Here is a 1527-nt window from a genome sequence, read left to right as displayed (position 1 = left end):
CTGCCTGGACTTCAGCCGCCTGCTCTTCCGTCCTCTCCCGCGACCGCCGCGCGCGCCTCCGGCCGCGGCGGGTCCGCGAGGCCCACCAGGCCGAGCAGCGCCAGCCCCTCGGGCGGCGCCATCGCCGCGGGTGCCGCGTCATCCTCGCGCATCGCGAGCGCCAGCACACGTTCCCCGCGCGCGGCCATCGCCTCGGCGCGCGCAAGCCAATCCGCGGCATCGATGCCGACGCAGCGCGGCAGCACTGCCTCCGGTGCGCCCTTCACCGCCAGCAGTACGCCGCCCTCCCGCCCATGCAGCGTCGCCATCAGCCGGATGGACGCGTCGAAGGGGAGCGTCGCCAGCCGCGGATGCGCGACGGCCAGCGCATCGGCCTCGATCCCCGCCCGCGCGGCGAAGGCGAGCAGCGCGCCTTCCATCGGGTCGCCGGCGACGAGCCACCCCTCCGGCCCTTCCCGCAACGCCGCGTCGTTGCAGAGCGCGGCGACGGCGGCGAGGCGTTCGGGCACCGCGTCGCCCTCGATCGTGCCGAAGGGCGCGTAGCCCTCCCCCGCCACGCGCGCCGCGCCGCCCGGCCAGGCCAGGCTGCGCACGGCCATCTCGTTGCGCGTCAGCGTGCCGGTCTTGTCGGTGCAGATCACGCCGACGGCGCCGAGCGTCTCCACCGCCGGCAGGCGGCGGATGATGGCGTTGCGCGCCGCCATCCGCCGCACACCCAAGGCAAGCGTGACGGACAGCACCGCCGGCAGCCCTTCCGGAATTGCGGAGACCGCGAGGCTGACCACCACCAGCACCGCCTCCGCCAGCGGCATCGCGTGCACCAGCACCGCGACGGCGAAGACGACCGCGGCGACGCCGAGCACGAGCACCGTCAAGTGCCGCGCCAGCCTCTTCATCTGCCGCAGCAGCGGCGTCTCGGCGGCCTCGAGCCCCGCCAGCATGGCGCCGAGCCGGCCGATCTCCGTCCCCGCGCCGGTCGCGACGACCAGGCCGCGCGCCTGGCCCGCGACCACCAGCGTGCCGAGGAAGGCCATGCCGCGCCGGTCGGCCAGCGGCGCGGCGGCGGCGACCGGCTCGGCATCCTTCTCGGCAGGGACGGATTCGCCGGTCAGCGCCGCTTCCTCGATGCGCAGCGCGGCGGCCTCGATCAGGCGCAGGTCGGCGGGCACGCGGTCCCCGGCCTCGAGCAGCACGACATCGCCGGGGACCAGCGCCTCGGCCGGCAGGCTCGCCCGCACCCCGTCGCGCAGCACGGCGGCGCGCGGGGACAGCAGCGTGCCGATCGCCTCCAGCGCGCGCTCCGCCCGGCCTTCCTGCAGCAGGCCGATCGTCGCATTGGCCACGACCACGACCAGGATCACGACGGTATCCGCCCATTCGCCGAGGACGGCCGTCAGCGCCGCGGCGACGAGCAGCAGGCGGATCAGAAGGTCCTGGAACTGGCGGGCGAAGCGCGCGGCCAGCCCCGGGCGCGCCGGCGCGGGCAGCAGGTTCGGCCCCTGGCGCGCCAGCCGCGCGGCCGCGTCC

General features: G+C 76.7%; 1 protein-coding gene. It reads right to left on the bottom strand.

Annotation, left to right across the window (positions count from 1 at the left end; translation table 11 throughout):
• Positions 1 to 11 precede the first annotated feature (11 nt).
• Positions 12 to 1527: cation-translocating P-type ATPase (locus HW577_RS24840; RefSeq protein ID WP_198378766.1), on the bottom strand; the 1516-nt coding region annotated here is incomplete at its 5' end.

Source organism: Neoroseomonas rubea, assembly GCF_016106015.1.
Lineage (GTDB): Bacteria > Pseudomonadota > Alphaproteobacteria > Acetobacterales > Acetobacteraceae > Neoroseomonas > Neoroseomonas rubea.
Note: the sequence above shows the minus strand (reverse complement) of the source record. Positions and strands in the feature narration are given on the sequence as shown.